Genomic DNA, 23,275 nt, shown 5'->3' on the forward strand with positions numbered 1-23,275 from the left:
CGTTACAAATTAAGTAACACGTTGGGTAACAAAAATTGGCATTGCGGCGTTGCAAGATGAATGGCGTAGGTAGGGACGCACGGCTGTGCGCCTGTATGGGGAATGCAGGAGTGATTAAAGGCTTGTTCCTTACTCCGATCGCTCAACAACATTCTCCAAAGGGTCGTCCAGTAAGGGGGCCGTCTCCGCCCGCACCGATCGCATCCAGGCGGCAATCATACCCGCAATGGGAATCGCAAGAAACACTCCCAACAAACCCGCGACTCGCTCACCAATAAACAAAGCCAGAAACAAAAGTACTGGATTGAGTTCCAACGCATCTCCCATGACTTTGGGATGCACAATATTGTCTTGAATTTGTTGGAGTACGACGCAGGCAATGACTACTTTGAGGGCGATCGCGCCCCCTTGAGACGCCAGAACCAGTAAGGTGATGATCACAACTCCAAGTGTTGCCCCAACGCCAGGAATGGCATCAAGTACGCCAACAATCACCGCCAGAATCAGTGCATAGTGAATGCCTAAAAGCGAAAAGACAAGGAACGTAGCGATCGAGAGAAACAGCATCAACAGCAGTTGCCCACGCAAGAAGCCAAGAAAACTGTGTCGGAAGGTTTGGGCAAAACGATCGCGAGACGCTACAGGTACCAGCTTGAGCAATAGCTGCCACAGCTTTTCACCATCAATCAGCATATAGAGACTGATGACTGCCCCAAAAATGCCAGTAAAGACGCTGGAAAAGATGCTTTGCACAATGCCTAAGCCAGAAGCCAACCCTGTTTGCAGCGTTCCGATGACGTTACTGAGATCCAATTGGTTGAGCAAGTCTCGGAAGGGCAGGAAGGTTGGCTGCTTCAACGCCTCTTTCAGCTGAGTTAGCAATCCTTGTCCCTGATTCAGCACTTCCAAGCCGACAAGCGTGATCAACCCCAGCAGTAAGGCAACGGCTCCGATGAAGGTGAGCGCGATCGCCAACCCTCTGGGGATAAAGCGCTCTAGCCAAGCCACCGGATAGTTTAAGAGTGCGGCAAAAATGCCTGCAGCGGTAAAAAGGGCGATCGTGCCATAGAAATAATTAATCAGCAGGACAGTGACCCAACCACAACCAAACAGCAACAGGTAGTGGAGCAGCGTAGAGTTACTGAAGGTTTGCCATAGTTGAGCCAAGGGCTGGGATGAGGGTGGCGGACGCATGGTATGTGGCGATAGGTGAATGGCAATGGGTGCATAGAGTTGAGTATCTCAGACCCAAGACCTTTCTGAAAGCACACCTATATGGCAGCAATGGCCGCTTCAGCTCATAAGCTATAGCATCCATAACGCTCTCAATCATGCAAGCAGGGTCATTTAATTCGCTCTGTAGGCGGTCGGCGTCATGGCTGTCCATTGCCGGAACTGTTTGCTCAGATGACTGTGGCTACTGAATCCACACAAAAGGGCAATATCCAAAATTGATTGGTCGGTTTGTTTCAACAGTTGCTTTGCCCGTTCAATCCGTTGCCGCAGTAGGTACTGATGAGGCGGTGTGCCGATCGATTGCTTAAACAAATGGCTGAAATGAAACTGGCTCATGCCTAGCAATGACGCTAAATCTGCAAGTTTAATGTCTTGATCCAGATGGTCATTGATGTACTCCAACACTTGCAACAGTTGACGCTCAGGCAAACCACCCTCGTAAGTGACAAGGTGAGGTTTAGACACCGCATACTGTCTTAGCAAATGCACTGCCAGGACGTTTGCCAGCGATTCAATATAAAGCCTGCCACCTAAATTTTCGTGCTGGAGTTCGGCAAACAGCATCATGCCGATCGCCTCAATCTGTGGGTCACGAGTCCGAAATTCGGGCATTAATTCAAGGCGATCGGGATTGATGTCAATGGTTTCTGTTGCAACGCGTTGGATAAACCGAGACGTCAGGCGAATCTGCAAGTAGTGGTCAGCACTATCCCAACGAGCAAAAAACGGCATCTTGGCAGGCGTGATAGAAATATCGCCTTTCCCATACAGTCCTGCGTAGGTCTTGCCTCCTCTGATCTGCAGCAAACGGACTGGACGCGGTGCAAGAGACAAACAAATCGCATGTTCATCGCTGTAGTGCGCGCTTCCCTCACCGGCAGGATGTTGAAATTGCTCGACCAAAATATTTTCCCAACCGTGCGTTCGGCTAGATAAGACGGGTAGGCACATTGATTCAGTTGCATGAGTGGCGGGAGTCTTCATCAGGCAGACCCAAGGCATTTAGTTTTGATTGTACCGAACTCACGCCATTTAGCTTGATCCTGTTGTCTCACCTTCAGGGAAACATCCGCTACACCACCTGCAAATCGATCGCAAGATTTTGATAGTGACACAGGAATCAGATAGCCCAACAGAAGTAAGTTTCCTATGCTGAACGAGTCATTAATCAGGAGGAACTATGGTACACATTCTGCAGATTGATTCCAGTCCAAGAGGCGAGCGATCGCACTCTCGCCGTATGACCAGAGAGTTTGTGGAGCGGTGGAAGCAAGCCCATCCTACCGACACGGTCACCTATCGGGATGTTGGTCGTCACCCTGTGCCACATGTGGATGAACCGTGGATTGCAGCCGCGTACACTCAACAACCAGAGTTGTTAACCCCACAGCTCCAAGAGGCCATTCGCATCAGTGATCAGTTGGTGGATGAATTCTTAGCGGCGGATGTCTATGTCATCGGCATTCCTATGTACAATTTCAGCATTCCCAGTACGTTCAAAGCGTATATTGATCAGATTGTGCGTCCGGGACGAACTTTTGCGTTGGAGCCAGAGAATACCGCATGCCCTTACCAACCGCTTGTATTGGGCAAGAAAATGGTGATCATTACGGCACGAGGGGATTCTGGTTTTGAACCCGGTGGTCGCAACGAGAAGATGAATCATCAAGACCCCTATTTAAGAACGATCTTTGAGTTTATGGGCATCACTGCTATCACCTTTATTCATGTTGAGAATGATGAATTAGGTGGTAAAAGTTTGGCGCAATCGATCGCCTCTGCCCGTGACCAGGTGGCTCAACTCGTGGGGCAGCCGTTGTGATCCGCTTTCATCTGCTTTTGCTGCAAAAGCAGTCAGTCGTAGGAGTCGGTTGGGACGATAGGCTACTGGTGAAGCGATCGCTTCACGACAAAACCAATCTCTTAGACCAATTTAATTTAATCCACAATCCTTATTAAGCGTGGCGATCGCTTGTTCGCTAATTTGTTCATGCAAGACCATAACGTTGAGCGGTAATCCGAAGGAGGCTTGATGACCAGTACAACCCACTCACTTTTCGCCTTGAAGCTTTTTTCAGCCTTAGGCTGCGGGCTGGCAGCCGGAGTCTTCTTCGCCTTCTCCTCTTTCGTGATGAGCGCTCTTGCCCGCTTGCAGCCAGCACAGGGCATTGCCGCCATGCAGTCGATCAATATTACGGTGATCAATCCGTTATTTATGATCGTGCTGTTTGGCACGGCGGCAGCTTGTCTCTTTCTGGCGGTTGCCTCGCTGTTAAAGTGGCAGCAACCGGGTGCCGCCTACTGGCTGGTTGGCAGTCTGCTCTATCTTTTCGGCACCATTCTCGTGACGATGATATGCAATGTGCCGCTCAATGAGGCGCTGGCGATCGTCCAAGCAGACAGCACTGATGGCGCCAACCTATGGAGCAACTATCTTGCTAATTGGACGTTTTGGAATCACGTTCGGACGGTCGCATCACTCGCCGCTGCCGCTACATTTACGATCGCGCTGGGTCGATGACGGATCGATAAAATCAGGACTTGACATTCCTGGATAGTACATTTAACCTATTATTTAATTAACTGCACGGTTAAATATAGATGTCGACCGATCAACTGAGCGTCACTTTTGCCGCCCTTGCTGATCCCACACGGCGCGCGATCCTGGCTCATCTTGCCAGGGGTGAGGCGTCGGTCACTGAATTGGCGAAACCTTTCCAGATGAGCCTTCCGGCCATTTCCAAGCATCTCAAGGTGCTGGAGCGTGCCCAACTGATCACACGCGGTCGGGAAGCGCAATGGCGACCCTGTCAGATCAAAGCAGACTCACTCAAGGATGCGGCTGAGTGGCTTGAGTCCTATCGGCAATTCTGGGAGGAGCGGTTCGATCGGCTGGATGATTACCTGCACGAATTACAAACTCAGGAGAAATATGATGACCCATAGCAATAGTTTGGGGACTCAAGACGATCGCACGCTTGTGATCACCCGTATCTTCAATGCGCCGCTTGAACTGTTCTATCAGGTCTGGACCCAACCGGAACACATCGCACAATGGTGGGGGCCTAAAGGCTTTACAACCCGTGTAGAGGCGCTAGATCTAACGCCAGGTGGCCAGTGGCGCTACGTCATGATTGGGCCAGATGGCACAGAATACCCGGTCAAAGGCGTCTTTAGCGAAATTGTGCCCTTTGAACGCATTGTCACCAGTGATGAATTTGATGAAGGTTTCGAAGAGGTTGTGAAGGTTGATTTACCGCAGGGAATAGTTATGACGGCACTTTTTGAAGCGTTGGGCAGCAAGACCAAACTCACGCTCCAGATCGTGCATGCGTCTGCTGACGATCGCCGGAAACATGAGGAAATGGGAGTGATCGGTGGGTGGAACTCCAGCTTCGACTGCCTAGACGAGTACTTAGTGACTCTGTAAAGCCTACGTTCCTCAGAACAGATTGTGCACACTATCAAGGAAACTGGAGCCACTATGGACTTGTTAAAAAATAACTGCATACGTTTGGATTAGCGATCAGCTGTCAGCTATCAGCTTTTCTCTAATGGCTGACCGCTGACGGCTGACCGCTACAGTCCATGACGTTATTTCTTTACAGCCCCTGTTCAGAGCCATCGAAACGAGTCATGGACGCCATACTTCAAATGGACAAGCTTGATATTGACACGTTGGTGCGTGCCTACGAACAACCATGATTGAAGCTCTGGATAGCCTTGCTGCATATCCGGTATGAATCTGTACTGCAATTTGGGAGAAAGCAAATGAACCCAACAACCAATGATGTGGCGACTCGATCATTAGATCAGGAGCTTGTGATCACACGTGTATTTGATGCACCACGCAGCCTCTTATTCAAGGTTTGGACAGAGCGTGAGCACCTGATGCACTGGTGTGCGCCACGCAATTTCACAATCCCGTTCGCCGAGGCAGACTTCCGGCCGGGTGGTGCTTGGCGCACCTGCCTGCGATCGCCGGAAGGTAAAGACTACTGGGTGCAGGGCATCTATCGCGAGATTGTCGAGCCAGAACGCCTTGTCTTTACCCATGCGTGGGAGGACGAAGACGGTAAGTCTGGTCATACAACGATCGTGACGGTAACATTCACAGACCGTGATGCCAAGACAACGCTGACATTCCATCAAGCGCTCTTTGAGTCCGTTGAAGGACGTGATGCACATCGATCGGGCTGGTCTGAATGCTTGGATTGTCTTGAAGCGTATCTGGCAACGGTTGATTAAGTCTCGGGTTTGTAGGAGAACATGTGATGTCATCAGCGTTGTGAGAACGGTTGAGGTGTGAGAACAGATGGGTTTGGCATCCCTTCTCACATCACTCCTGATTGATTCGCTTTGATGAGGTTCTACTGGAGCAAGGTAAAGTTAGTGAACGACCAATTTTACCCGCATCCATCTTTTCCTCTCACTGTCGTATATGCCTCTCAAATACGCTTAGTGGCAGACACCGCAACTTAATTAGGGCATCCTGCTGAAGTTGAATTTCATGGGTCAACATATATGGTAAAATTAGTACAATTGAACTATATCTGATGGCGAGAGATATCACTTCACGCGATCGCATCTCTCAATCAATGATCCAAGGAGTACAGCATGAAATTGAATTCTTACTTGATGTTCAACGGACAATGTGAAAAAGCGTTTAAGTTCTATGAGCAGTGTCTGGGTGGCAAAATCGAAGCAATGATGACCTACGGGGGGTCGCCCGTGGCAGAGGAAATGTCACCAGAATTGCGCGACAAAATTATGCATGCCAACCTGGTTGTGGGCGACCAAGAGCTGATGGGTTCTGACAGTCCACCTGAGCTTTACGAAGAAACCAAAGGCTTTTCTGTGTCGATCAATATTAACGATCCAGTCGAAGCAGAGCGTCTATTTCATGCCTTAGCCAAGAACGGAGCGATACGGATGCCGATCCAAGAAACCTTTTGGGCTGCCCGTTTTGGGATGCTCGTCGATCAATTTGGCATTCCCTGGATGGTCAACTGCGACAAAGCCGCTTAACCGTTCGATGTACTAAATCGCCAACTGCTGCTAGAAACGTTAAAACAACAGGAGTTAACCATGAAACCCGAACTACAGAGCGAACATCAATGGTTGCAGAAGCTCGTTGGTGAGTGGACGTATGAGACCGAGGCGAAGATGGGACCGGATCAACCACCTGAAAAATCTACAGGAACTGAGAGTGTGCGATCGCTGGATGGACTCTGGATTTTAGGCGAAGGACAAGGCGAGATGCCCGGTTGCGGTACCGTGACCACCTTAGTAACTCTGGGCTATGACCCACAAAAAGAATTATACGTCGGCACATGGATTGGGTCGATGATGACCTATCTCTGGGTCTATAACGGTGAGCTAGACTCGACAAAAAGGGTTTTGACACTTACCACCGAAGGACCCAGCATGGCTGATGATGGAAAGATGGTGACGTACAAAGATGTGATCGAATTTAAGAGTGACGATCATCGCGTGCTAACGTCTCATGTGCTGGGCGATGACGGTCAATGGCAGGGGTTTATGACGGCAAACTATTGGCGGCAGCCATAGTGACAGGCCAAAGCTAAAGAGTGTGGAACATAGGAGGCTGAAGTTGATGACATACTATCGCTCGGAGCTAAGCTCATGACACATGAAGTCGATTGCTTTAGTCTCAGTTCCACCTATGTCGTGCTTGGTGACGATGGTAGCGCCATTCCAGTAGCAGTGAGTGATCGCTTTTTTGAAGCGCTTGAGCACAAATTTGGTGACTTCAAGGGCAAGAGACTCCTTTCACACTTTACGTTTCATCAAGACTGGGACACTTGGGAAATGCATCCAGCCGGAGATGAATTTGTTTGTTTGCTGTCTGGACAGGTCGATTTGATTCTGGAGCAAGTGGGAGCCGAAAAGACGGTTCGACTGAGTACCCCAGGTTCGTACACCCTTATACCACAGGGTATATGGCATACTGCCAAAGTGCATACGCCCTGCTCCATGCTGTTTATTACTCCCGGTGAAGGCACCCAGAATCGACCGCTTTAACCCTGTTGCATGGCACTCTACCGTCTCTTGGTATAGCCGTTTTTTGATTCAAATGTGAACTTACACGCGTGTTGATTTTGACCCAGATTTTAGTCCATCAGATAGAGGGTTCAAAGATGTCAGACGTGACTATTGATGCTAATCCCAGCATTCTTTCCCACATTTCTATTGGTACGAATAATTTTGAGCAAGCCGTTGCCTTCTACGATCGTGTCTTACCCACGCTGGGCTGTAAGCGCATCATGGAACATCCCGGAACCGTCGCCTATGGCAAGCAGTATCCAGAGTTTTGGGTTTGTATGCCGCTCGACGGTCAAACGGCCACCGTTGGCAACGGTACCCATATTGGCTTCATCGCGCCTACCAAAGAGGCAGTGCATGCGTTTTATGAGGCAGCATTAGCGGCGGGTGGCATAAACGAAGGCACACCAGGCGGTAGACCAGACTATGGTGAACCGTACTATGGGTGTTTTGTGCGTGATCCAGATGGTCACAAAATTGAAGCGTCTCATTGGGAGGAGACGTAGTTTATGCCGTTATGTCGGCTGTTGAGGCCATATCAGCCAACAAATGGCACCAGAGTAAGCCTGTGATACCAGTTGATTGACGCCTCAAACAGCCACACTAAAGAGACTGTAAAGAAATAATGTCATGGACTGTAGCGATCAGCTATCAGAAAAAAGCTGATCGCTGATCGCTGATCGCTCATCCAAACGTATGCAGTTACTTTTTAACAAGTCCAAAATCTGAGTCACTGATTCGTTTTTTAGCCAGCTCTAAATGAATCTAAAATGCGTTGTCGCAATGTTTCTGGTAGACCATGCCTCGCCGACTCTTCTGTTGTTTGGGAATCCTTGGACAACGCGTCTGCAACTTTATCCAAGACATCAAAAACCAGGGGCACTCCCAGATGGATTTGTTCTAAGGTTTCTCGTTGGGCGAAGACGTCTTGAGGGGTTCCTTCCAACACGAGTTGTCCTTCATTGAGCACGAAAATCCAGTCGGCCCAGCAGTAGGCCAAATCCAGGTCGTGCGTTGATAGCGCGATCGTGGTTCCTGCGGCTTGAATTTGGTGCAACTTTGCCATCAGGTCACGGGTATGGAGTCGATCGAGATAGGCAGTTGGCTCATCCAGAAGCAATAGTTTGGGCTGGAGCACCATCACATCAGCCAGAGAGACGCGCTTCTTTTGTCCTAAACTCAGGTGATGCACTGGGCGTGATGCCAGTTCAGACAGGTTGAAATGAGCGATCGCCTCACTGACCTTTCGATTGACTTCGGCATCCGGTAAGCCTAAATTACACAGTCCGTAGGAAATATCTTCTTCTACCGAAGATGCTACCAGCTGTTGCTCTGGGTCTTGAAACACTAATCCCACGTGCTGACGCAACGCCATTAATGAGGCGCGATCGTACTGCAAGGGTGCCCCTTGCCAGCGGATAACGCCCCGTTGAGGTTTGTAGAGGCCATTAGCCAGCAAGAATAGCGTTGTTTTACCGCAACCATTGTGACCCAGCAGCACACAGCGTTTGCCAGCGGGAAGGCGCAGCGTCAGGTTCTGAACGGCAGGCTGAGGGCTGCCAGGATAGGTATAGTCAATGTGCTCAAAGGCCAACAGCATATTGCCACCCTGCTAGTGCCGCTAAGAACGCGCAGCCAAAGAAAGCCTCTAAACTGTAACGCCTGGATGGTTGATAGCGGCGGGAATGACAAACGCGAAAGTCGCCCGTAAAGCCACGCGATTCGAGGGCAAGCGATACCTGGCGGTAGTTTTCTAGCGTTCGCCGCAACAACTGCCCAACCAAAAGACCCAGGCTTTTCATCCAAAGCCGCCAGGTGCGGTAGCCACAGCGTGATTGCTGTGCCGTCCAAAGTTCACTGGCAGTGCGCAGCAGCACAAAAATAAAGCGATACATCAACAGCAGCAATTCTATGAGCAACGTTGGACAGCCTAAGCGACGAAGCACGTCCAAAATTTCGGTAAAGGGAACGGTGAGGATGATGAAGTAGATGCAGGCAGTTGAGGCGATCGCCCGTGCAGCCAACTCCCCAGCTTGATGGATACCGTGATGACTGAAATACAAGTAGTAACTGCCCCAGGGAGCCCCTTGCCACACATCCGCCTGCACTGACGAGAGGTTGGCTAGACCGACGCCACTGATGATCAAGGCAGGCAAACTAGTCAACCAAAAACCAATGGGGATGGAAAGCAGGCGAAAGTAGATGGGAGCCGGAATTTTGGCATAGATGACGGTCCAAACGCTGAGCCAAACGGCGATCGCAAGCTGGATGGGCGCACGGGTACAGTAGGTGAGTAGTAAAAGGGCGATCGCAAACAGCAGCTTATGTTCGGGTGGCAGTTGCCGCAGGCGATTGGTGTATGCCAACGTATCGATTTGCAAAGTCATGAACCATTTTGTAATGGTAGGGGCGTTCCATGGAACGCCCCTACGTAGGGTCGATTTCAGGTGCTGGCAACGTGTCCTTGCAAGGATGGGCTTTTTGAATATGTTGCTGCATGGCTCAACCTTGCTCGTCTTTTTTGCGTTTCTCCGATCGCCCTTTGTACAATCCCAGAATGTAACCCGTCACGCCTGCACCCACACCCGCTTGAGCCGCGAATAAGAACGTTTGCACTTCAGGGCCAGAATCTTTAATGATGGGTTCAAACCAGGGTTTATAGTTTGGATGATCGTTCTCGATCGCGGAGACAAAATTGCCATCGGTAGCACCAAACTGTCTGCCCTGGAGTACCAACAGCGGTCCAAAGGCTAGAACCAAAACCCCAATCACTAACAACCAGTTACCGCATCGTTTAGGCATCATTTACGACTCCTGTTCCAAAAGCTTGAGTGTTTGCAATTCCTGTTTGCCATATTGTTGCAGCCAGCCCCAAACCAACACGGTCAGCAATCCTTCACTAATGGCTAAGGGCAGTTGAGTGATAGCAAAAATGCCTGCAAACTTAATGAATGAGGCAATAAAGCCACCCTGCACAGCCGGAAAGGCCAAGGCCAGTTGTACAGCGGTCATCAGATAAGTCAGCAAATCTTCCAATGTGGCAGCCAGAAACACTGCCAGCTTTTGCTTGCCTGTTTTCATCACTGTTTTGTAAACCACATAGGCAACCAGTGGGCCGACGATCGCCATGGAAAACACGTTTGCACCCAACGTCGTAATGCCACCATGCGCGAGTAGAACGGCCTGGAACACCAACACCAGGCTACCCAATACCGTCATTGTCAATGGACCAAACAGAATTGTGCCTAGCCCAGTGCCTGTGGGATGTGAACAACTGCCAGTGACCGATGGAATCTTTAAAGCAGAGAGGACAAAGGTGAAGGCACCTGCCAATGCCAACAAAAGCTTTAATTCAGGATTTTGTTTTGTAATGCGGGTGAGCGATCGCAGCCCCACCAGAAAAAACGGTAGTGATACCGCCCACCAAAACACTGCCCACTGCACAGGCAAAAAGCCTTCTGCAATGTGCATTGCAGACGCAGGCGTAGCGGAACCCAACAGCAAATAGCAACTCAAGCCAGCCATTAATCCCAGGTTGACCCATTTCCGATAGCGTGTCTTCATCCTGTACCTCGCAGATAAGACGATGTTGTAGGGCAATTCGGCAGGCGTTCTGACTTAAAGAGTGTTAAGTGTTCGTTTCTAACCTTCGAGTTGGACTAACTCAAAGCTCAAAACTCAAAACTCAAAACTTTTTTCACAGTTGCGGGACAGCGGTAGAATCGCACTACACTTTCCCTGTTACCTCCGACGGTTGCTCCCCGTCAGAACCGAGTCGTGGACTCAGCATACATGATTAGTAAGATCTTAGAAACGTTTGCAAGGGAGTTCTGCCTCAGATGTTACGGCTGAAGTTTTTGCCGCATTTGAAGTGCATAGTGCTCCTTGGTTTTTCCTTGTCTGAGGTAGAGTGACGCTGCTTGCTGGCAATCGGCGCTTCCAGATGGATGGGAGTGAACGCGGCCTCAGTCGAGGCTGCTTTAATGAGTGGAACCTCGACTGGTGAATCAAACAAACGTGCAATGAACGTACGCAATAACCGAAAAGGTTCTTCACCGGGGATTGTTGCCGCTGTTTCCATCATTTCTTTGGCGTCATACATGATGCCGTGAGTGGAATATTCCAGAAAAATCACCAGATCCATCCCCGGCAATCCAACCTTCATTCCATCAATCATTAAGGCAATCTTGTGACAATTCTCAATGACTTCTGCATTGTGTGCAGGCGCGGCATTTTGTAGTTAGCCATAGTTATAAGACTACCCATCTCGTCCGATCGGGTACTTGACTCAACCTGAAGCCTCTGTTAGCTTCAAAGAATCGAGAGCAATCTCTCAACTATCTCAGCAGGTCTTGGCAAATGGCGAGCGCTAGCTTTTTCTTTTATTTTTGGTATCCATCGGTTCACCTGGAGTGACGACCGTTCTTGATGAACGCGTCCAGGTGAACCGCAGAGACAACTCTGCGGTTTTTTCGTTTTAAGTTCTTGTGAGAAAGCAGAAAGAGAGACCGAAAAAAGCAATGGCATCGTCAATGAGTTGGTTTTACGGCTTTTACTTTTGGACCAGGCACTGTTCCGGGTAAAGTCTGTTGCGCCTTCGTTCGTACAGCCCGGAACCTAGAGGTTCCGGGCTTTTTGTTTGCAATCACATCATCAAACTTTAGGAGTAGTCTCATGTTAGATGCCCGGTTAGTCAAGAAGTCTCATGCCAACCATCGCACCGTTGTACAACTGTCTGAACAGGTGGCGATCGGTGGCAGTACTGTTATCGTAATCGGTGGCCCCTGTACGGTGGAAAGCGCTGAGCAAATGGAGCAAGTCGCCAGTCAGTTAGCAACGGCTCCCATTCATGCTCTGCGAGGCGGTGTGTACAAACCACGCACCTCTCCCTATGCGTTTCAGGGGATGGGTGTGGAGGGGCTGCGCATTCTGGCAGAGGCACGATCGCGCTACGGAATGCCTGTGGTGACAGAGGTGATGTCGATCGCCCAAATGGCACCGGTTGCGGCCTATGCCGATATGCTCCAGATTGGCAGTCGCAATATGCAAAACTTCGAATTGCTGAAAGCGTTGGGGCAAGCAGGCAAGCCCGTGTTGCTAAAACGGGGACTCTCAGCCACTATTGAAGAATTCGTGATGGCAGCAGAATACATCATGGCGCATGGTAATCCCCATGTGGTGCTGTGCGAACGCGGCATTCGGAGCTTCGACACCTACACCCGCAATGTACTGGATCTGGGGGCAGTTATCGCCTTGCGTCAGTTAACCCATTTGCCTGTCATCGTAGATCCCAGCCACGCAGCGGGTAAGCGCGAACTGGTTGCCGATCTCGCAAGAGCCGCTGTTGCCTGTGGAGCCGATGGCTTGATTGTTGAATGCCACCCTGAGCCTGACCAGTCTGTATCGGACGCGCGCCAGGCTCTTTCGTTAGAGGCAATGGTGGCTCTAGTGCATAGCCTGGAGCCGATCGCACGGGCAGTGGGACGCACCTTGAGCAAGGATAGTCTTGCGGAGCCAAAGCAGTTGGTTACGGTTTAAAGCGAGGGTGCTTGAACAAGCAACCGGTTTTCTGGAGCAGCGTATGCCTCTGCAAGTATCTACAAGAAACGGGGTTTTGAGCCCAGCAGCGCTAATGTAGGCCATGCCTGAACGCTGCCGTAGATGTTCGAGTGCAGAAAAACCGGGCACACTAAGCTAACTCCACTGGTTTTCTTATGCGCCCTCAACTCTCACAAGGTCAGATTCGCCCTCAAATCAGCACGATGCCTCGCCAAAAAACTGAGGCCGCTGCTTATCTGGACATCTATAAGCTAGTGAACGAGCGGACACGCTTACAGAAAGAATTGGAATCACTCAGTGAGCGGCGCGATCGCGTTGAAAAACGCCTGGAAGTCTTAAACAGCGAAGTGGCAAAGCTTGAGATCACGGCTCATCAGTTGCGTGATGGGGTGCCCTTGGGGAAGGCGATCGTCCAGCCGCCAGCAAAGCCAGAGGACTTCAATACCTTTTTGTTTGAATACTAAGGGTCGTGGTTCAGTTAATCCACGATCCTAACCATTTTTCTAGGTGCTCACTCCCCATTTCGTCGATGTCACTTTGTTGACGATCGTTGCATTCTAAAGACAGGCGGTGATAGCCAAAAGCCAGTGAGCGAACCGTTTTTGCTTGGCAACAGCTTGGCAACAGCATTGAAGCACAAAGCACTCATGGCTGACGGCTGACCGCTGAATGAAATGGAGAATAAATATGACCAATGTCTTATCTGAGGGGATGAGCCCGTTACTGGCGCTTTCGAATGACCTCGCAGCGATCGTGGAACAGACAGGTACATCGATTGTTTCCGTCAATGGTAGACGACGGCGATCGTCCAGTGGCGTTTATTGGCGACAGGGGATTGTCGTCACGGCTGAACATACGATCGGTCGCGATGATGAGATGGCTGTAACTTTGCCAGACGATCGCACCTTACCAGCAACCCTGGTCGGCCGCGATGCTGTCACTGATCTAGCCGTGTTGAGACTGAGTGATGAGGCACAGGCAGTCGCTTCCTTGGAGGTGGCAGCGATCGGGGATTCAACGCTAAAAGTGGGGCATCTGGTGCTGGCAATCGCGCGTAGTGGTGATAGCGGCGTCAGTGCCAGTATGGGGGTAATTAGTGCCATTGGCGGCACTTGGCGAAGCTGGCATGGTGGACGCATTGATCAGTTCATTCGTCCGTCTGTAACACTCTATCCAGGCTTTTCAGGAAGTGCGCTCGTGAATACGCAAGGGCAGATTGTAGGCGTCAACACAGCTGGCCCCCGTCACATGGCATTGACCATTCCTGCTTCTACTGTCGATCGAGTGGTCGATCGCCTTCTGCAAGGTGGCAGTTCTGAGCGGGGCTTCCTGGGGCTGGGCATGCTGGCAGAAGGTTTGGGCAACAAAGCGATCGCCCGTCGCTTAACCCTTTCTGAGCATACGGTCAAGTTTCACATTCGCTCGATCTTCAGCAAGTTCCATGCGTCTAGTTGTACAGAAGCCGTTATTTTAGGCGCTCGTCAGGGTCTGATTTTGTTGTAGGTCGGCAAGAAACTGTGTCTTTAAATGGGCGGTCAGCGGTCAGCCTTTAGAGAAAAGCTGATAGCTGATAGCTGATGGCTGATAGCTAGAAAGCTATGCTCTAACACGCTTCTAAAACATGAGCGGTTTCACGATTAGGGCGAGCTGCCTGCCCTGGGTACGGTTCAACGGCAAAGGGTTGGTCTGGTTCGCTGAGGAGGTGACGATCGCATGCGCCAAACAGTTCTGCTTCTGTACGAGCTTGTCGCATATCGCTTAAAAAGGCACCCGTCGCATCCACTCCCTGACCAATGTAGTTGAGATACATCTTCATGTGGCTGACGCGCGCACGTTCTGGTATGGACGGCATAGCTGTCGCACAACGCAGGCGTTCAATATAGTCGCGCACCGCAGGTAGCATGATATTTGAAACGGGTTGACCGCTCAAGTGTTGGCGAGTTTGCTGAAAAATCCAGGGGTTGCGGATCGCGGCACGACCGATCATGACGCCGGCGGCTTCCGTTTGAGACAGAACAGCCGCAGCGGCAACGGCAGACGTGACATTACCATTGGCTAAAACGGGACACTGCACCCGTTGCACCGCATGAGCGATCAAGTCGTAATGCACGTCGCTATGGTACATCTCCTTCACCGTGCGACCATGCAAGCTCAGCAAGTCGATATTGTGCCGGTTGATGAGGTCAAGAATCCGATCGAAGTTGGCAGTGTCATCAAAGCCAACCCGCATTTTGACGGTGAAGCGTCCGTTTACGGCCTGGCGCAACTCGCCCAACATACTGTTGAGCTTGTCAGGATCGCGCAAGAGTCCGCCACCCACATTTTTGCGATAAATGCGAGGCGCAGGGCAGCCTAGATTCAGGTCGATGCCCGCGATCGGATAACGGCTCAGTTCACCAGCCACACGCATCAGGTCGGGAATGCTCTCGCCGATAAGTTGCGCAAAAACAGGGCGACCAGACGTGTTCTCTGTAATCGATCGCAGAATGTTTTTATGCAGCCCCGAATTGGCATAAACGCGAAAATATTCCGTAAAGAAGTAGTCGGGGCTGCCATAGTGAGCGATCACACGCATAAAACGGAGATCCGTCACGTCTTGCATGGGCGCAAGCGCCGTGAACGGGAGCCCTGAAGCGATCGGTGGAGGCAGGCGGTGAACGGGTGGCATTGGCGCGGTCAGTTGAAGTGCCGAGGGGTCTAAACGAGAGACACTAGGTAGACTGAGTCATCCTAGCAGTAATCGATTCCCCTTGCCTCCACCTCTTTATGCAGGGACGTTACAGGTAACGTCCCTTGTATCTTCAGAGATAGGCAACCCGTCGTCCCTCAGGTGAATAAAACACCTTACCGATTAATCCGCACCAGCAAGGCACCACCAAACACGAGCCCAATCAGCGTAGGCAACCAGCCTGCCAAAAAGGAGGAGAGAATATCAAACTGGTAAAGGGCTTCACAAATACTAATGAAGAGGTAGTAAGACACAATCAACACCAGGCTGATCCCAAAGCTGGTGCCACGACCAACGCCGCGACGAGGCTGCGTGCCCAGAGTGGCACCCACTAGCCCAAAGACCAAACAGGCGAAAGGGAACGCCATTTTTTGATCAATCCGTAGCGTGAGCTTACGAGTTTCTTTTTGGTTACCCGTTTGACTGATCAGGCTCAAGTAATCTCGGATTTGAGCAATATTCATTTCGCTGGGGTCAAGCGATGTCTGAGCAATATCGAGCGGTGTACGTGGCAGTTGAATCTGCTGTTGCTCAAAACGGATGATGTTTCGGTAGGAACCATCAGGCGCCACGACGTAAATGGTGCCATTGAAGAAATCCCAGGTTTTCTGGTCAGTATTCCAGAGAGCCGATTCAGAGGCTACAATCTGGTTCAAGCCATTCTGAGAAAAATCAAGAATGGTCAAACCTTTCATGCGTTTGCCATCGAACTGTTTGGCATAGAAAATGCGGGATAACGCTTTTTCACGATCGCCGTTTGGCTGCTTGAAATCGTTAAATTCTTGATACAGAATATTTTGTTCCCGGAACGATGGTTCCTTTTTGTTGAGGGCTCGATCGAGCGTTTCGGATGCCTGTCGATTGGCAGCAGGAACCACCGCTTCGTTAAAGGCAAATGTAATGCCAGTCACAATCAATCCCATCACGATCGCGGGCGCAATCAGGCGATAAATGCTCACGCCACAGCTTCGTAACGCGATCAGCTCACTATCACTAGAAAGACGACCATACACGGTCAGGCATGACAACAGCATCGACATTGGAAACGAAAGCCCGATGAAGTAGGGCAGCTTGAGCAGAAAAACCTGAGCCGCGATCGAAACCGGCAGACCCGCTTCTGTAACCCGCCGCACCAAGTCAAACAGCACGCCGATCGCTACGCCAATGGATGAAAAGGCACCGACCCCAAAAAGAAACGGCATGATTAGTTCGCTGGCGATATAGCGATCCATCACCGAAAAAATAGCTGTGAGCCAACTGAAGGGTCTTAAAGGCGGCAGCGGTGCTGTGGAGACTGAAGACATAGAGGAAGGAGATGTGGAAGTGGGTTGATCAGAGGGACTGGGGAGGCGAACGCGCAGGGGAGGTAGAAGGGGGAGTAAAGTCAGCAGAACTGAGTCAAAGTCAGGTAAAAAGACAAAAGTCAGAATTAACTCAAAATATCTCTTTTGCCCCCTCTGCTTCTCTTAACCCTTCCACCTCATCGCCTCTAAGGTTGAAAGCTGTCTCCCAAATAATATTGCCGGACAAGCTGATTGCTGTAGAGCTCTTCAGAACTACCGGAAGCCAAAATTTGTCCGTCTCGCATAATGTAAGAGCGATCGGTAATGGCTAGCGTTTCCCGGACGTTGTGGTCTGTAATCAAGATACCAATCTGGCGATCGCGCAGAGCCGCAACAATTTGCTGAATTTCGGCAACGGCGATCGGGTCAACACCAGCAAAAGGCTCATCGAGTAGCAAAAACTTTGGCCCATTCCGCCCTGCTGCCAGTGCCCTGGCTAATTCAGTACGCCGGCGCTCCCCGCCAGATACCTGAGCCCCTTTGGTGTGGGCTACTTTTTCCAGGCGGAACTCTTTGAGCAAATAACCGAGTCGTTCATGCCACTCTTGCCGAGGCACGTTAGACTGCTCCATAACCAGGAGAATGTTTTCCTGCACCGTCAAATACCGAAAAATGCTGGCTTCTTGTGCCAGATAACCAATGCCCAAACGCGCCCGTCGATGCAGCGGGAGCGACGTAATTTCCGTGTCATTCAGCCAAACGCGCCCCTGATTCGGTTTCTCCAGACCAGTTGCAATATAAAACGTGGTCGTTTTGCCAGCACCATTGGGCCCCAGCAACCCCACCACTTCTCCCTGGGATACAGATAGGCTGACACGACTGACAACAACCCGTGCGCCATAGGACTTATGAACATTTTCAAGCGCAATCTTCAACAGTCCACTCCTGGCTGTGTGGTGCAAGAACGACAAAACTGACGTCAATCTTATCGCGTATCAGCGAGCGATGTGTCAGCGTGAACCAGGAGACGAGGGGCTAGAGAGCGGCGGAGCGAGATCTGGTTGCTTACGCGGCAAGACTGGCACGGCTGGCGTAAACTGTGGTTGCGGCGTAAATGGCGCAGAATTTGCAGTCGGAGCGGGTGCTGCCGTAGCCTCTGGGACGAGATAAATCGACTCCACCTGCTTCGGAGCATCCGGCAACGCAACAAATTTGCCTTCATCAATCAAGTACGTCACCGTTTCGCCTCGAAGGCTGTTGCCTTGTTGCAAAACATAAACATTGCCACTGAGCACAATGCGGCGTTCACGGCTGAAGTATTGAGCCTGAGCCGACGTTGCCTGAATTTGACGCGCCGGATAGTTAATCTGGACATTACCGCGCGCTGTAATCACGCCCGTTTTGGAGTTTGCTTCTTGCACGTCCGATCGTAACGTCAGCGAGCGACCCGCCTCAGTTTGAGCGATCGCTGGGTTGCGCGCCAGGAGAAGAGACGCCGCACTATCCAGCAACAACACAGTTGCCAAAGCAGAGGGGATGATGGCTGCTAGTTTGAGCGGCTTTAAAGAGACATCAAGTGAACGAAAAAGAGACTTCATGGGGGAGGAAACTCAGCGAGATAGCGAAAAATAGATGTGCAACGCTGACAGATGCTTTAGGTAGTTTACTCAATCCTGCCTGAACTGAAGCGGATTTGACAAGGAGACTGTCTTGCTGACTGCCGCCGCATCGCACTCAAATCACAAGCAAAAGGGGAGTGTGACGGGTTCTATGACTGGTAAGGGGCAAGAGAAGTTGCCGTGCGATCGGGTCTTTGCGTGGAAGCGTGTTCGCTATCATCAACCTTAACCAGACACTTTTTGGAGCGTTGGAAACGCGAGGATCTGGAGCGAATCGGTTTCTAGCGCGCTGATCGCGGTGTTTGAACCCCTATTGGCATGATTCTCATCAGAGCCATCATGCAATAGCGGCAGACCCAGCCGTTGCATCACAGTCATGACCTGCTCAGGGCCTGCTTGCTGAAGGACTATGAATAATTGCAACGTCTGCGCCAAAAAATGCTCGATATCGATATCGGCGTAGGCTGGCTGATAGCCACGCAGACGACTCATGCCTTCGCCCATTAAGATCACGGCACCGCGCCAGTTCTGATTACCCAGATGATAGAGGGCAACCGCTATTTGCAGAATACCCTGATAGAACTTTTTATCCGGCTCTGTTGCTTCAATCCACAAGGCTTCCAGAGTGTCATGACAGGCATAAAACTCTCGCTGGTTGAATTGGTTTACCCCTTGCCAAAAGGCGTCTGGTAATGTCTCATCTGGTGATGCTTCGCTCAAGATCTCTATCCAACTGTTGTGGCGCTATGTTTGCTAAGGGCAAAAAGTAAGCACATGGTTCGGAAAAGCAGCCAGTCAGCTCGTACGGAGAAGCAAGCGACAGAAACCAGTAGCGAATCCTACACTTACCACTGATAGCAGACGCTTAATGGCTCATTGGCTCACAGCCCCTGTTGCAACTTTAGCGCTGGATGGCATGAATAGAGCTATCTTGCAGCAGTTTACACTCGGTCGCATCGATCGCCACACTGTTCAACAGCGACTGCCGGAGTGCGTGCAGTTGAGTAGCGCTGCTCGGTGGAGTAAAGGCAGTTTTCAGCACGTCATACCAGAGATTAGCCTGAGCGTAGAGCTTGGCTTGATTCACACGATCTCGGGTTTGCGCCAACTGGGTTTTTAAGCCTGCTTGCAGCGGTACAACTTCGATCACAGCTTCGGCAAACAGATTGCTAGAAGGGCGGCTGGGATTGCAGACTAGTTCAACCTGCCAGCGATAGCGCTTACCAATCGTCAACTCAGGCAAAGCGCCTCCAGCAGACATCAACATGATGCCAGGGACGCTCCGCAAGCGATCATCTTTGATTTCTTTCACCAGTTTAAAGCGATCATTGTCCTGTTCGTACAGCCTAAACTCGATCGGCAAGGACGCAGCATCACGCACAAACCAGGCAAACGTAGGACGCGTTGATATCGTCTTTCCTGCTTGCTGGCCAGGCGTCAGCAAAATTAGTGCAGGCACATCAGAGGCGACAGATAGTGTGTTGGTACCACAACCTCTGCCACCCGATGACCGACCACTAGCCGGTGCAGTGTCGCTATCTTGCGCAAGACTCAAGACAGGAACAAGCCACAGCCCTAGGACAAGGCTAGCGGCTAGCCTTGTAACAATTCGTTGCGTAAGAACCAATGCAACTTGATGATTCATGACTATCCAAGAACGCTCCAAAAACGCTTAAGACTATTGAAGCCTGTTTGGCGGGTGTTGCGTTGACTGAAATGGGTGATAAAACTGCCACCAGGGTTTTGGGCTACGCCAGACAAGCTCGCAAATCATACCGTGGGGAACATGAGGGCGACGCTGGAAGCTGCCTCTCAACGATCGCGCTAATTCTCTAGCTTGAGCGGTTCCCCGTCCTTCTCGGGTCACTAGAGAAAAATTTGACAAGCCATTATCGATCACCTGCAAAGCATACCAGCTTTTATGATGTCGGCAAATAACATCCAAACAGCTGGCATCGACCGTGTGGTTACCCACGTTGCACAACGCTTCCTGTAAAAAAATGCACAGCGCTTGCTTTTGGTCGGTAGAGAGAGGACATTCTTTGAGCGGCGTAAAATCGGGCGGAATGAGCGTACGAATAGAGGCAAAACCTGGCAAATCACGTTTTAAGGTGTTTTCGTAGATCTGATAGAGCAGTTCATGAATCGGCGTTTGTGTATAACGCTGATCACCCGTCGCAATCGCCTGATGCATGGACTCGTAGACTGATCGCAACTCCTGGTTCAACGCTTGTAGTTGCGATCGCAATTTTTCTGTTGGCAAATCGTCCAGACTTCGCAGTATGGCTGCCAGCGTTTGCAGCGGACCATTATGCACTGAGTCATACGTACGCTTGAGCGTCAAACTACGCTGTTCTAGCAACAGCCGAGCGTCACGATCAAACAGCGCTGTGGTCAAGCCTGCTGCAATCAGGGCTAACAGCGCTGGTACCACTGGAACCCACCAGCTGATAGCCATGAACCCGTAGCTCAACGTGAGTAAGCAAGCGCCACTCCCTGCTAGTCCCAAAAACGTTTTCCAGGGCGATTGCAACAGCAAGCCCAGTACAATACCAAGCACTCCCCAGAACAAAATCCAGAGGTATTCTGCGCCTTTTGACCAACTACTTAGCAGCGGACGTTGATCCAGCACTGCACTGATCAGTTGGCTGATCGAGTGGGCATGATTTTCAACACCGTAAAGCAACTGATAGTCATCATCGCTTGTGCCGATCGCCTTCGTTATTAAGCTGCCTTTGGTAGCAAACGTCGTCACCGTATCATTCAGGCTGTTTGGGGCAGTCACGCCCACCAGGACGATACGATCGCGAAGCCATTCTGGCTGCGCTCGGCCCTTTAGAACCTCTGTCATTGAGATCACCCGAAAGGGACGCGGATGGCTGCGAAAGTTAAGCAGAATTTGGTTGCCCCCTGCTTTTGCCTGCACGTAACCACCCGTATTGGCACGAAAGCGCGGCAAGGCGATCAGCCCAAGCTGAATGGGATCGCTTGCACGGGTGCCATGCTGAAGCATGATCCCTTTAGTGCGGAGGTAGTGCGCCGCAAGCAACAATGACAGCGAGTATTTGATCTTCCCAGAGCTCACCTTGCTGGCTAACAAGCACCGTCGTAGTTTGCCATCTGAGTCAAGCACAATGTCCGCTAAACCGACCTGCGATGCGGGCAACTCTGGGGGAGGCTTGACTTTAAGCTTGGCAGACCCTCCGCCATCGGCTTCAATACCAATGAGGTTTGGACTGGTGCGAAACACCTGTGCCAGTTCAGCCCGATTGGGGTCTGTAGTCAAGTCACGAAACAGATCGAGCCCAATCACCGCTGGCTGATAGCGCTGTAGGTTTCGTAGCAGCACTGCCAACTCATGGTCAGGGATTGGATACTTGCCTACAAGACGAATGTCTTCTTCATTAATACCGACGATAACAACGCGTTCATCCGGTGGCTCTAGGGGGCGTGAACGCAGAAAATTATCAAAGGTAGCCAACTCCAAAAGCTGTAGTGAGCCAGTCATACGCGCGATCGCCACCAGACCAATGACCACCAGCCCCGGAAGTAACCCAATGCGCCAAACCGTAGCATGCTGCTCAATTTGTTTCCACAATCCAGCATTCACCTTAATTTTCATTCAAGTAAACAGTGGCTAGGCTTCAACACGATGCGGTAGTAAACGGTAGATGACTTGGAGTACGTAACGCTTGCCAATCTCCTCGCTACACAAATATAGCGATCGTCACAACGTTTAGGACATGGGGATCAAAGGGTGTGTGGGGGCGTTGCCCCCAGCCAGGGGTTCCACCCCTGCACCCCGTCCTAACCCATCTGTCTATTGCTATAAAGCAGTTTTGAGATTGATACGATCGTCAACAAGATTGGTCATCGCTAAATTCACTGATGAGTGTGTTATCGGCAGACTACACCAGGTCACGACGCTTGTACCCCTCTAACTGGGTGATTTTTCACCAAAGTTGAGACCAGATGATTAACAGTGAGCTTTCATCAGCTGCCAATGCTTAGTTCAGCAGCCCCAATTTACGAGCCGCGATCGCAATCTGAATCCGCAAATCTTTATCGGGTTCATCGTAAATCCCCAAGGCATCCTGAAGTCTGATCCAGTAATTCCGCACGGTGCGATCACTGACCTGCATGCGGTCAGCGATCGCCTTGTCAGTCAGCCCCTCCTGAAATTTCAGCGTCAGTACCTCTAGCCATTTGCGGTCAAACTCAGACCGCGATCGCAGCTCTGGCGGCAAGTAAATCGAGCCACGCAGCGCAAAATCTACCAGTCGTAGCATCTCGCGAATCGGCAGTGACTTGTCCATTGCTGCAAAGCCACCCTCGTAGGCATTAATCATTGGCTTGAGCTGTACCAGCGGTTTAATATTCGTACTCAGCACCACAATGTTAGGTGCGAGCTTACTTTCGATCAGTGTTTTGAGAAACTGAATGCCGACTTCAGCACTCGCGATCGCGTAGGGCTTCTGGGGGACGCTCAAGTCCAGTACCACTAACGTGGGGTGATAATAGCCGATTTGAGTTTGAGCCGTTTGAATATCTTGTGCTGTAAAAATTTCAGCGGCGGGATACGTTCGCTTTAAGGCAGGTACTGTACCTTCCAGTATCGCCTCGTGGTCATCAACCACCAAAAAAGTTTGGGTCGCGGCATCGGACGAACTTCGGCTCATCATTCACACCTGCATGAATCTAGTCTTGCTATCAGTTCATTCAGTCTGCGTTGGAAAAGCAAAGATTACGCTTAGTCGCCAGGCCTAGTAAGCCGAGCAGACAAC

The 23,275-nt window shown here is 50.8% G+C and carries 28 protein-coding genes and 1 riboswitch; of the genes, 13 read left to right on the top strand and 15 right to left on the bottom strand.

Features of this window, described 5'->3' with window-relative positions; genetic code table 11:
- Positions 1 to 129: 129 nt before the first annotated feature.
- Both C7B82_RS22620 and C7B82_RS22625 read right to left on the bottom strand, forming a co-directional pair.
- Positions 130 to 1,194, bottom strand: coding sequence for an AI-2E family transporter (locus tag C7B82_RS22620; RefSeq protein ID WP_106258808.1), 1,065 nt, complete (start codon positions 1,192 to 1,194; stop codon positions 130 to 132).
- 153 nt (positions 1,195 to 1,347) lie between these two features.
- Positions 1,348 to 2,220 carry a helix-turn-helix domain-containing protein gene (locus C7B82_RS22625; RefSeq protein ID WP_106258809.1) on the bottom strand — a complete coding sequence of 291 codons (873 nt, stop codon included), beginning with the start codon at positions 2,218 to 2,220 and terminating at the stop codon, positions 1,348 to 1,350.
- 196 nt (positions 2,221 to 2,416) lie between these two features.
- On the opposite strand from C7B82_RS22625, the gene C7B82_RS22630 reads away from it, so the two are divergent.
- The 10 genes from C7B82_RS22630 to C7B82_RS22670 all read left to right on the top strand — a co-directional run bounded on the left by C7B82_RS22630 (position 2,417) and on the right by C7B82_RS22670 (position 7,808).
- On the top strand, positions 2,417 to 3,058 hold the full coding sequence (locus C7B82_RS22630) for an FMN-dependent NADH-azoreductase (RefSeq protein ID WP_106258810.1): 642 nt from the start codon (positions 2,417 to 2,419) through the stop codon (positions 3,056 to 3,058).
- Entirely contained in the window at positions 3,055 to 3,195 is a 141-nt protein-coding gene (locus C7B82_RS32605; protein WP_181357615.1) for a hypothetical protein, read from the top strand. The genes C7B82_RS22630 and C7B82_RS32605 overlap by 4 nt, the downstream gene beginning before the upstream one ends.
- A gap of 172 nt (positions 3,196 to 3,367) precedes the next feature.
- Entirely contained in the window at positions 3,368 to 3,757 is a 390-nt protein-coding gene (locus C7B82_RS22635; RefSeq protein WP_245940047.1) for an anthrone oxygenase family protein, read from the top strand.
- Between the two features lie 80 nt (positions 3,758 to 3,837).
- Positions 3,838 to 4,182 carry an ArsR/SmtB family transcription factor gene (locus tag C7B82_RS22640; protein WP_106258813.1) on the top strand — a complete coding sequence of 115 codons (345 nt, stop codon included), beginning with the start codon at positions 3,838 to 3,840 and terminating at the stop codon, positions 4,180 to 4,182.
- The gene (locus C7B82_RS22645) at positions 4,172 to 4,666 is read left to right on the top strand and encodes an SRPBCC domain-containing protein (protein ID WP_106258815.1); all 495 of its coding nucleotides are present in this window, start codon (positions 4,172 to 4,174) and stop codon (positions 4,664 to 4,666) included. The genes C7B82_RS22640 and C7B82_RS22645 overlap by 11 nt, the downstream gene beginning before the upstream one ends.
- A 341-nt stretch (positions 4,667 to 5,007) precedes the next feature.
- Positions 5,008 to 5,484 carry an SRPBCC domain-containing protein gene (locus tag C7B82_RS22650; protein WP_106258816.1) on the top strand — a complete coding sequence of 159 codons (477 nt, stop codon included), beginning with the start codon at positions 5,008 to 5,010 and terminating at the stop codon, positions 5,482 to 5,484.
- A gap of 369 nt (positions 5,485 to 5,853) precedes the next feature.
- The gene (locus C7B82_RS22655) at positions 5,854 to 6,264 is read left to right on the top strand and encodes a VOC family protein (RefSeq protein ID WP_106258818.1); all 411 of its coding nucleotides are present in this window, start codon (positions 5,854 to 5,856) and stop codon (positions 6,262 to 6,264) included.
- Positions 6,265 to 6,324: 60 nt separating this feature from the next.
- Positions 6,325 to 6,807 carry a DUF1579 domain-containing protein gene (locus tag C7B82_RS22660; protein ID WP_106258820.1) on the top strand — a complete coding sequence of 161 codons (483 nt, stop codon included), beginning with the start codon at positions 6,325 to 6,327 and terminating at the stop codon, positions 6,805 to 6,807.
- Between the two features lie 75 nt (positions 6,808 to 6,882).
- Positions 6,883 to 7,281, top strand: coding sequence for a cupin domain-containing protein (locus C7B82_RS22665; protein ID WP_106258822.1), 399 nt, complete (start codon positions 6,883 to 6,885; stop codon positions 7,279 to 7,281).
- Positions 7,282 to 7,397: 116 nt separating this feature from the next.
- Positions 7,398 to 7,808, top strand: a complete 411-nt coding sequence (locus C7B82_RS22670; protein WP_106258823.1) for a VOC family protein — start codon at positions 7,398 to 7,400, stop codon at positions 7,806 to 7,808.
- Between the two features lie 239 nt (positions 7,809 to 8,047).
- Here C7B82_RS22670 and C7B82_RS22675 read toward each other — a convergent pair whose 3' ends face one another.
- From C7B82_RS22675 to C7B82_RS35265, 5 genes are all read right to left on the bottom strand, one after another.
- Positions 8,048 to 8,902, bottom strand: coding sequence for an energy-coupling factor ABC transporter ATP-binding protein (locus tag C7B82_RS22675; protein ID WP_106258825.1), 855 nt, complete (start codon positions 8,900 to 8,902; stop codon positions 8,048 to 8,050).
- Positions 8,886 to 9,689, bottom strand: a complete 804-nt coding sequence (cbiQ, locus tag C7B82_RS22680) for a cobalt ECF transporter T component CbiQ (protein WP_106258826.1) — start codon at positions 9,687 to 9,689, stop codon at positions 8,886 to 8,888. Before cbiQ ends, C7B82_RS22675 begins: the two co-directional genes overlap by 17 nt.
- Positions 9,690 to 9,804: 115 nt before the next feature.
- The gene (locus tag C7B82_RS22685) at positions 9,805 to 10,104 is read right to left on the bottom strand and encodes an energy-coupling factor ABC transporter substrate-binding protein (protein ID WP_219904646.1); all 300 of its coding nucleotides are present in this window, start codon (positions 10,102 to 10,104) and stop codon (positions 9,805 to 9,807) included.
- A 3-nt stretch (positions 10,105 to 10,107) separates the two neighbouring features.
- Positions 10,108 to 10,866: an energy-coupling factor ABC transporter permease gene (locus C7B82_RS22690; protein ID WP_106258829.1), complete on the bottom strand. Its 759-nt coding sequence runs from the start codon at positions 10,864 to 10,866 to the stop codon at positions 10,108 to 10,110.
- Positions 10,867 to 10,888: 22 nt separating this feature from the next.
- Positions 10,889 to 11,092, bottom strand: a riboswitch (cobalamin riboswitch).
- A 45-nt stretch (positions 11,093 to 11,137) separates the two neighbouring features.
- Entirely contained in the window at positions 11,138 to 11,479 is a 342-nt protein-coding gene (locus C7B82_RS35265; RefSeq protein ID WP_245940048.1) for a hypothetical protein, read from the bottom strand.
- A 497-nt stretch (positions 11,480 to 11,976) separates the two neighbouring features.
- Between C7B82_RS35265 and aroF the strand changes: the two genes are divergently transcribed.
- From aroF to C7B82_RS22710, 3 genes are all read left to right on the top strand, one after another.
- Positions 11,977 to 12,840 (top strand): 3-deoxy-7-phosphoheptulonate synthase, encoded by an 864-nt coding sequence (gene aroF / locus C7B82_RS22700; RefSeq protein WP_106258831.1) that lies wholly within the window; start codon positions 11,977 to 11,979, stop codon positions 12,838 to 12,840.
- A 176-nt stretch (positions 12,841 to 13,016) separates the two neighbouring features.
- Complete coding sequence (locus C7B82_RS22705; protein ID WP_106258832.1) at positions 13,017 to 13,325, top strand: hypothetical protein; 309 nt, start codon at positions 13,017 to 13,019, stop codon at positions 13,323 to 13,325.
- 223 nt (positions 13,326 to 13,548) lie between these two features.
- Positions 13,549 to 14,364 (top strand): trypsin-like peptidase domain-containing protein, encoded by an 816-nt coding sequence (locus C7B82_RS22710; protein WP_219904647.1) that lies wholly within the window; start codon positions 13,549 to 13,551, stop codon positions 14,362 to 14,364.
- Positions 14,365 to 14,464: 100 nt separating this feature from the next.
- On the opposite strand, the gene C7B82_RS22715 is transcribed toward C7B82_RS22710, so the two are convergent.
- The 8 genes from C7B82_RS22715 to C7B82_RS22750 form a co-directional block, all read right to left on the bottom strand.
- Positions 14,465 to 15,529 (bottom strand): tRNA-dihydrouridine synthase family protein, encoded by a 1,065-nt coding sequence (locus C7B82_RS22715; protein WP_245940049.1) that lies wholly within the window; start codon positions 15,527 to 15,529, stop codon positions 14,465 to 14,467.
- 176 nt (positions 15,530 to 15,705) lie between these two features.
- Positions 15,706 to 16,893 (bottom strand): LptF/LptG family permease, encoded by a 1,188-nt coding sequence (locus C7B82_RS22720; protein WP_281259031.1) that lies wholly within the window; start codon positions 16,891 to 16,893, stop codon positions 15,706 to 15,708.
- A gap of 185 nt (positions 16,894 to 17,078) precedes the next feature.
- Positions 17,079 to 17,807: an LPS export ABC transporter ATP-binding protein gene (gene lptB, locus C7B82_RS22725; protein ID WP_106258837.1), complete on the bottom strand. Its 729-nt coding sequence runs from the start codon at positions 17,805 to 17,807 to the stop codon at positions 17,079 to 17,081.
- A gap of 75 nt (positions 17,808 to 17,882) precedes the next feature.
- The gene (locus C7B82_RS22730; protein ID WP_106258838.1) at positions 17,883 to 18,470 is read right to left on the bottom strand and encodes an LptA/OstA family protein; all 588 of its coding nucleotides are present in this window, start codon (positions 18,468 to 18,470) and stop codon (positions 17,883 to 17,885) included.
- Positions 18,471 to 18,716: 246 nt separating this feature from the next.
- Positions 18,717 to 19,211 carry a DUF309 domain-containing protein gene (locus tag C7B82_RS22735; protein ID WP_106258840.1) on the bottom strand — a complete coding sequence of 165 codons (495 nt, stop codon included), beginning with the start codon at positions 19,209 to 19,211 and terminating at the stop codon, positions 18,717 to 18,719.
- Between the two features lie 181 nt (positions 19,212 to 19,392).
- Entirely contained in the window at positions 19,393 to 20,046 is a 654-nt protein-coding gene (locus C7B82_RS22740) for a DUF928 domain-containing protein (RefSeq protein WP_181357616.1), read from the bottom strand.
- 123 nt (positions 20,047 to 20,169) lie between these two features.
- Complete coding sequence (locus tag C7B82_RS22745; protein ID WP_106258843.1) at positions 20,170 to 22,113, bottom strand: sensor histidine kinase; 1,944 nt, start codon at positions 22,111 to 22,113, stop codon at positions 20,170 to 20,172.
- A gap of 385 nt (positions 22,114 to 22,498) precedes the next feature.
- Positions 22,499 to 23,170: a response regulator transcription factor gene (locus C7B82_RS22750; RefSeq protein WP_245940050.1), complete on the bottom strand. Its 672-nt coding sequence runs from the start codon at positions 23,168 to 23,170 to the stop codon at positions 22,499 to 22,501.
- Positions 23,171 to 23,275 lie beyond the last annotated feature (105 nt).

This window comes from Stenomitos frigidus ULC18, from assembly GCF_003003795.1.
GTDB classification, from domain to species: domain Bacteria; phylum Cyanobacteriota; class Cyanobacteriia; order Leptolyngbyales; family Leptolyngbyaceae; genus Stenomitos; species Stenomitos frigidus_A.